This window comes from Asanoa siamensis (assembly GCF_016862555.1).
Classification (GTDB): Bacteria; Actinomycetota; Actinomycetes; order Mycobacteriales; family Micromonosporaceae; genus Asanoa; species Asanoa siamensis.
The window spans coordinates 21,255-28,399 of the sequence record NZ_BONE01000097.1; the positions used below are offsets into that span (position 1 = coordinate 21,255).

Genomic DNA, 7,145 nt, shown 5'->3' on the forward strand with positions numbered 1-7,145 from the left:
CTCACTCGTGCACTTGAAGCCTGGTCATTTCTGGGACTTCATCGTGTGCTCATGTCGGTCGTCCTACCCTGCTGTTGCGACACCCGCCCAGTCGGATGATCGGGCGTGATGGTTGACGCGTGGATGTGCTCGGCCAGCTCGCCGGTGTCAGCGACACCAACTTTACGTAGCGCCCGCCCGAAGGCACGGCGTTTGCACGCTAGCGCGAGGCAAGCCGGATCGGGGTGCAGGTGTGCGCCCCTCCCCGGCAGTCTGCGCGCCGCATCGGGTCGAAGTCGGTAAGGATCTCTGTCGCCGACCGCGACGAACCGCAGAAGCTCGTCGGCTGGCGCACGTTGCCGGCAACCCACGCAGGTGCGCTCCGGCCGCGCACGTCGAGCCGTCGTCAAGTCTACTCCTATGCCCCCGCGGGCGCTCCGCCCGGCTCCGTCGCGTGATCCACACCGCGTTCGGGCGCGGCCGGCGCCGCCGGCTCGCTGTCCGGTCGGATGTCGATCCGCCAGCCGGTCAGGCGGGCCGCGAGGCGGGCGTTCTGCCCCTCACGGCCGATCGCCAGGGAGAGCTGGTAGTCGGGCACGGTGACCCGCGCGGTGCGGGTCGCCGCGTCGACCACCTCGACCCGCAGGGCCTTGGCCGGCGAGAGCGCGTTGCCGACGAACTGGGCCGGGTCGTCCGACCAGTCGATGATGTCGATCTTCTCGCCGTGCAGCTCGCTCATCACCGCGCGGACCCGCTGGCCCATCGGGCCGATGCAGGCGCCCTTGGCGTTGACCCCGGGCACGGCGGCGCGTACGGCGATCTTGGAGCGGTGCCCGGCCTCGCGGGCGATCGCGGCGATCTCCACGCTGCCGTCGGCGATCTCCGGCACTTCCAGCGCGAACAGCTTCTTCACCAGGTTGGGGTGTGAGCGCGACAGGGTGATCTGCGGACCACGGAAACCCTTGGCCACGTGTACGACGACGCAGCGGATCCGCAGGCCGTGCCCGTACACCTCGCCCGGCACCTGCTCCGACTGGGGCAGCACGGCCTCGAGCTTGCCCAGGTCGACGGTGACGATGCCCTTCTCGGTGCGCGCCTCGTGCGCCTGGATCACGCCGGTGACCAGGTCACCGTCGCGGCCCACGTACTCGCCGAAGTGCACCTCGTCGGTGGCCTCCCGGAGTCGCTGCAGGATGACCTGTTTGGCGGTCATCGCGGCGATTCGCCCGAAGTCATGCGGGGTGTCGTCCCACTCCCGGACGACCGCGCCGTCCTCGTCGAGCTCCTGGGCGTAGACCAGGGCCGCGCCGTTCTTGCGGTCGATCTCCACGCGGGCGTGCGGTTCGGCGCCCTCGGTGTGCCGGTAGGCGGTAAGCAGCGCGGTCTCGATCGCCGCGAGGATCGTGTCGAACGGGATCTCCCGCTCGCGCTCCAGTGCGCGCAGCGCCGCGAGGTCGATGTTCACCTCTCCTCGTCCTCCAATCCGTCCTCGTTCTCGTCAGCGTCCTCGTCGTCGGCGAACTCGGTGAGCTCGTCGTCGGCGACCTCGTCGATGCGGCTGAACTCGACCTGGACCCGGCCGGGGCCCAGGTCGGCGTGCGCGATCGCGGTGCGTTCGCCCGCCACGTCCAACATGACACCAGCGTCGTCGACCCCGACCACCCGGCCGGTGAGCGGGCCGACCTTCACGAGCCGGCCGATGTTGCGGCGCCAGTGCCGGGGCAGGGTCAGCGGCCGGTCGACGCCGGGCGAGCTGACCTCGAGCTGGTATTCGCCGGCCACCAGCTCGTCGCCGCCCTCCTCGGCGGTGTCGAGCGCGGCCGAGACCGCCCGGGAGACGTCGGCCACGGCGTCGAGGTCGAGACCGCCGTCGCGGTCGACCACCACCCGCACCACGAACCGCCGGCCGGCCCGCGAGATGTTGAGGTCCTCCAGGTCGTAGCCGGCGTCGCCGACCACCGGCTCGACCACTGTCCGCAACCGGGCCCGGCGGGCGGCCAGGTCACCGCGCGGCGCGGCAGGTCGTGGCCCGGGCGCGGGCCGTCCGCCTGCGGCTCGGCTTCGCTGTGCCATCGGGCCACCCTTCACGTTGGTCGGCGTGCCGATGTGCTGTTGACATGCCGTCGAGCCACCGGACCCTCGTCCGGTGGCTGCGCAGAGCGTAACGCGCTGCGGCGCGCGCCAGCCGGGCGGCGCACCGAACCCCCCGACCGGGCGGCCCATGGTGTTGACTGACGAGGTGCACGGTGGTGATGAAAAGGATGAAACACCCAGACGGGTACGGCGGCGCACCGTCCTCGCCCTCGGGGCGGCCGTCGCGGTCGGCAGCGCGTCCGGTTGCGGCCTGCTGGACCGCGAGCCCGCGGCGCCACCGCCGCCCGACCCGCTGCAGCCGCTGGCCGACGACGCGTTCCGGCTGGCCGCTCTCTACCGGGCGGCGGCCGCCGAGCTGCCCACGCTGACCGCCATCGCCGACGCGCACGAGGCGCACGGCCGGGAGCTGTCGAGGATCATGGCGGTCGCCGTGCCGAGCCCGGCGGCGTCGGCGTCGCCCGGCACCGGCGCCACGGCGGAGGAGCGGGTCGAGGAGCTCCGGGTCGCCGAGAAGGCCGCCTACGAGGCCGCCGTACAAGCCTGCCTGAAGACGCCCAACCACCGCGCGGCCCTGGTCGGCTCGATCGCCGCCGCCCGCGCCACGCACCTGGAGGCGCTGAAGTGACCGGGGAGCTGACGGCCGCGCTCGAGGCCGAGTACGCGGCGATCTTCGCGTACGGGCCGATCGGGGTCCGGCTGACCGGCGCCGAGCAGTCCGCCGCCCGGGCCGCCGAGGCCGCCCACCGCGCACTGCGCGACGCGCTGGTGCTGGCGCTGAGCGGCACGGGCCTCCCCCCGGCGGCCGCCGCCTACACGTTGCCGGAGCCGGTCGTCGACCGGGCCGCCGCGCTGCGGGTGGCGATCGTCGTCGAGGAGAAGACCGCCGCGGTCTGGCGGGCCGCGCTGGCCGGCACCGTCGACACCCAACGGCGGCAGGCGCTCGACGCGCTCACGGGCTGCGCGGTCCGGGCCACCCGCTGGCGCCGCTCCGCCAAGGTCGACCCGATCACCGTCCCGTTCCCCGGGAAGGCCCCCGCTTAGTCCGATTTGCCAGGCGCATACTCCGTATGCATACTCAGTAGCCATGTCCATCAGACACGGCCTGCTGGCGCTGCTCGAGCGCGGTCCCATGTACGGCTACCAGCTGCGCGCCTCCTTCGAGGAGTCGACCGGCGCCACCTGGCCGCTCAACATCGGGCAGGTCTACACGACCCTGGCCCGGCTGGAGCGGGACGGCCTGGTGCGTCCGCTGCCCGAGAACGACGGGGGGCAGCGGCCGTACGAGCTGACCGACCTCGGCCGCGCGGAGATCGCGGTCTGGTTCGTCACGCCGATCAGCCGCACCGATCGCCCCCGCGACGAGCTCGCCATCAAGCTGGCGCTCGCGCTCACCACCCCCGGCGTCGACGTGCGCGCCGTCGTGCAGACCCAGCGCACCGCCACCATCCAGACGCTGCAGGAGCTGACCCGGCTCAAGCAGCGCTCCGACGACCCGGGCGACCTGTCCTGGCGCCTGATCCTCGACGCGATGGTCTTCCAGGCCGAGGCCGAGGTGCGCTGGCTCGACCACTGCGAGGCGAGCCTCGTCCGCTACACACCCCCGTCGTCCCCGAGCGCCGCGGTCGCCGAGGCCGATCATCGTACGGAGGCACACAAGTGATCCTCGAACTGCGCGGTGTCCACCGCACCCACGGCACCGGCGAGACCGCCGTACACGCGCTGCGTGGTGTCGATCTCGGCGTCGCGGCCGGTGAGCTGGTGGCCGTCATGGGGCCGTCCGGCTCCGGCAAGTCGACCCTGCTCAACCTGGCCGGCGGGCTCGACTCCCCGACCACGGGCGAGGTCTTCGTCGAGGGCGAGGGGCTGAGCACCCTCGACCGCAAGCAGCTCGCCCGGCTGCGCCGCCGGTTCGTCGGCTACGTCTTCCAGGACCTCAACCTGCTCGCCAGCCTGACCGCGGTCGAGAACGCGGCGCTGCCGCTCGAGCTCGACGGGATGTCCGTGCGCAAGGCCCGCAAGCTGGCCGCCACCACGCTCGAGGAGGTCGGCCTGGCCGACCTGGCGGCGCGCTTCCCCGACGAGATGTCCGGCGGGCAGCAGCAGCGGGTCGCGATCGCCCGCGCGCTGGTCGGCGAGCGCCGGCTGGTGCTGGCCGACGAGCCGACCGGCGCGCTCGACTCGCAGACCGGCGAGGCCGTGCTGCGGCTGCTGCGCGCCCGGGTCGACGCGGGCGCGGCCGGCGTGCTGGTCACCCACGAGGCGCGGCACGCCGCCTGGGCGGACCGGGTCGTCTTCCTGCGCGACGGCGTCGTGGTCGACACCACCAGCCCGGTCGGCGAACCCGAACAGCTGCTCGGGGTCAAGGCATGAGCATGTGGCGGACCTCCCTGCGGATCGCGCTGCGCGAGGCGCGGCGGGCCAAGGGGCGCACCGCGATGGTGCTGGTGCTGATCACCCTGCCGGTGGTCGGGCTGGCCTTCGCCGCGGTCACGTACGACATGTTCGAGCTGCGGCCGGCCGAGAAGGTCGACCGCCAGATCGGCGCCGCGGACGCGCAGGTGCAGTGGTTCGACAAGAGCCCGATGCGGCAGAACCTCGACGCGTCGCTGTACGAGGGCGAGAGCGCGCCCGGCCGGACCACCGAGCCGTTCCTGCCGACCACGAACGACCTGCTCGCCCACTTCCCGCCCGGCAGCACCGCGGTGCCGACGAGCAGTGCCTGGATCGAGATGCGTACGGCCACCGGCATCGGCGGCGTCGAGGTGCTCGGCATCGACGCGGGCAGCCCGCTGGCCAGGGGCATGGTCGAGGTGCTCGAGGGCCGGGCGCCGCGGACGGCGACCGAGGTGGCGCTCAGCCGCAAGGGGCTCGAACGGCTCGGCGCGCACGTCGGCGGCACCGTCCAGGACGCCGGCCGCACCGAGACCTTCACCGTGGTCGGCCTGGTCGAGGCGCCGGGCAACCTGGGTGAGCTGATGGTCCGCCCGCCCGCGCCCGACCAGGTCAGCGGCTGGCTGGTGGACACCCCCGGCGAGGTGAGCTGGGCGGACGTCCGGAAGGCCAACGCGGCCGGCATGGTCGTCAAGTCCCGCGCCGTCATCCTCGACCCGCCGGTGAACCCGGAGGGCGTGCTGGCGGACTCCGGCGGCAACGGTGCCGCGGGCCTGCGGGTCGCCGCGTTGATCGGCGGGCTCGGCCTGTTCGAGGTGGTGCTGCTGGCCGGGCCGGCGTTCGCCATCGGCGCCCGGCGCCGCCGCCGCGAGCTGGCCCTGGTCTCCGCCAACGGCGGCACCCCGGCGCACCTGCGCCGGATCGTGCTCGCGGACGGCATCGTGCTCGGCGCGGCCGGCGCCGTGCTCGGCCTGGGCCTCGGCATCGCGGGCGCGATGATCGCCCGCCCGCTGGTCGAGGTGCACCTGGCCAACGAGCGGGCCGGCGGTTACCGGGTCTTCCCGGTGGCGCTCGCCCTGATCGCCGCGCTCGCGCTGCTGACCGGCATCCTGGCCGCACTGGCACCGGCGGTGTCCGCCGCCCGCCAGGACGTGGTCGCGGCGCTCACCGGCCGCCGCGGCGCGCTGCGCTCCCGGCGCCGCTGGGTGGTGCTCGGCGCGGTGCTCGTGGTGGCGGGTGGCCTGATCGCGGTGGCCGGGGCGATGACCTCGCAGGCCCTCGGGATCCTCGCCGGCCTGGTGGTCGCCGAGATCGGCCTGGTGCTGATCACGCCGGCGCTGGTCGGGCTGATCGCCAAGCTCGGCCGGTCCCTGCCGCTCGGGCCGCGGATCGCGCTGCGCGACACCGCGCGGAACCGGGCCGCCGCGGCACCGGCGATCTCCGCCGTGATGGCGGCCGTGGCGGGCTGCGTCGCCATCGGCACCTTCCTGGCCAGCGACGCCGACCGGCAGGTCGAGAGCTACCGGACAGGCTTGCCCCTGGGGTACGCGGCCGTGCAGCTCACCGAGACCGACGCGGGCGTGCCGAGCGTGGACCGGGTCTCCGCCGCGGCCGGCACCGCGGTGGCCGTCACCGGCGTGAGCCAGGTCGACACGATCAAGTGCCCGCAGGTCAACGGGGAGACCGGGTACTGCTACGTGAGCCCCGAGATCCCGGCCGCGCTGGCGTGCCCCTTCAACAACAATGCCGGTCCGTTGACCGACGCCGACAAGCAGCAGGCGCTGGCCGACCCGCGCTGCCAGGGGCCGGCGTTCCTCTACGGCAACATGCCGTTCAACACGGTGGTGGGCGACGGCGGCAACCTCGCGGCGCTGTCCAAGCCGGCGGCGGACGACCAACGCACCGCGAGCCAGGTCCTCGCGGCCGGCGGCGCCGTCGTGTTCGACCCGAAGATGGTCCAGAACGGCAAGATCACGCTGCGCGTCATGGGCGACGCGGGCGACGGCAGCGGTGAGAAGGTGCTGAAGACCGCGACGGTGCCCGGGTACGCGCTGCGAACGGGTGTCGAGGTGGCCGACGGGGTGCCGTCGAGCGGCCTGCAGCGCAACTACCTGTCGCCGGCGGCGGTCGCGGCGCTGGGCCTGGAGACGGTGCCGGACGGTTTCGTCATCTCCACGGGCCGGGTGCCGGACCAGGCGGCGATGGACAAGCTCGCGGCGGCGATCGCCGAACTGCCCGGGAAGGGCTACACGGTGGTGGAGACGGGACCACCGTCGGGCGTCCCGGCCGAGACTTTGGTCCTGGCCGCGGCGGCGATCATGGTCGCGCTGGGCGCCACCTTCGTGGCGACGGGCCTGGCAGCCGCGGACGGCCGCGGTGATTTGGCCACCCTGGCGGCCATCGGCGCGGCGCCGAGCGTCCGCCGTGTCCTGACCCTGAGCCAGGCGGGGGTGATCGCGGGCTTGGGTTCGCTGCTGGGCACGACAGCGGGCTTGGGCACGGGCTGGGCGATCCTGGCGGCGTTCAACCGCCAGTTCGCGGGGAACTGGCCGCGCGAGATCGCGTACCCGTTCGCCGTGCCTGGCCTGGTCCTGCTCCTGCTGGTGTCGATCCCGGTGATCGCGATGCTGGGCACGGGCCTGTTGACCCGCGCGCGTCTTCCGATCGAGCGCCGCGCGGAC

At 73.8% G+C, this 7,145-nt stretch carries 8 protein-coding genes; 5 read left to right on the forward strand and 3 right to left on the reverse strand.

Annotated features, from left to right (window positions below):
• Positions 1 to 38: 38 nt before the first annotated feature.
• Genes Asi02nite_RS35855 through rimP form a run of 3 tightly spaced genes read right to left on the reverse strand, consistent with a single transcriptional unit; the run spans position 39 to position 2,052 of the window.
• Positions 39 to 350: a YlxR family protein gene (locus tag Asi02nite_RS35855; RefSeq protein WP_239127505.1), complete on the reverse strand. Its 312-nt coding sequence runs from the start codon at positions 348 to 350 to the stop codon at positions 39 to 41.
• Positions 351 to 397: 47 nt separating this feature from the next.
• Positions 398 to 1,444: a transcription termination factor NusA gene (gene nusA / locus Asi02nite_RS35860; protein WP_203718492.1), complete on the reverse strand. Its 1,047-nt coding sequence runs from the start codon at positions 1,442 to 1,444 to the stop codon at positions 398 to 400.
• Entirely contained in the window at positions 1,441 to 2,052 is a 612-nt protein-coding gene (gene rimP / locus Asi02nite_RS35865) for a ribosome maturation factor RimP (RefSeq protein ID WP_203718493.1), read from the reverse strand. The genes nusA and rimP overlap by 4 nt, the downstream gene beginning before the upstream one ends.
• Before the next feature lie 148 nt (positions 2,053 to 2,200).
• Between rimP and Asi02nite_RS35870 the strand changes: the two genes are divergently transcribed.
• From Asi02nite_RS35870 to Asi02nite_RS35890, 5 genes are all read left to right on the forward strand, one after another.
• Positions 2,201 to 2,698: a hypothetical protein gene (locus tag Asi02nite_RS35870; protein ID WP_239127499.1), complete on the forward strand. Its 498-nt coding sequence runs from the start codon at positions 2,201 to 2,203 to the stop codon at positions 2,696 to 2,698.
• On the forward strand, positions 2,695 to 3,114 hold the full coding sequence (locus Asi02nite_RS35875; RefSeq protein WP_203718494.1) for a ferritin-like domain-containing protein: 420 nt from the start codon (positions 2,695 to 2,697) through the stop codon (positions 3,112 to 3,114). The genes Asi02nite_RS35870 and Asi02nite_RS35875 overlap by 4 nt, the downstream gene beginning before the upstream one ends.
• A 43-nt stretch (positions 3,115 to 3,157) precedes the next feature.
• Positions 3,158 to 3,733, forward strand: a complete 576-nt coding sequence (locus Asi02nite_RS35880) for a PadR family transcriptional regulator (RefSeq protein ID WP_203718495.1) — start codon at positions 3,158 to 3,160, stop codon at positions 3,731 to 3,733.
• A complete protein-coding gene (locus tag Asi02nite_RS35885) occupies positions 3,730 to 4,443 on the forward strand; it encodes an ABC transporter ATP-binding protein (protein ID WP_203718496.1) in 714 nt (237 codons plus the stop codon). The genes Asi02nite_RS35880 and Asi02nite_RS35885 overlap by 4 nt, the downstream gene beginning before the upstream one ends.
• Positions 4,440 to 7,145, forward strand: a 2,706-nt coding sequence (locus tag Asi02nite_RS35890) for an ABC transporter permease (RefSeq protein ID WP_203718497.1), incomplete at its 3' end; no start/stop codon positions are given. The genes Asi02nite_RS35885 and Asi02nite_RS35890, both read left to right, overlap by 4 nt.

What these genes read in the sequence shown, in the direction of transcription:
- rimP (WP_203718493.1), bottom strand. Translation starts at nt 2,052, where the DNA reads ATGGCACAGCGAAGCCGAGCCGCAGGCGGACGGCCCGCGCCCGGGCCA.
- Asi02nite_RS35870 (WP_239127499.1), top strand. Translation starts at nt 2,201, where the DNA reads ATGGTGTTGACTGACGAGGTGCACGGTGGTGATGAAAAGGATGAAACA.
- Asi02nite_RS35880 (WP_203718495.1), top strand. Translation starts at nt 3,158, where the DNA reads ATGTCCATCAGACACGGCCTGCTGGCGCTGCTCGAGCGCGGTCCCATG.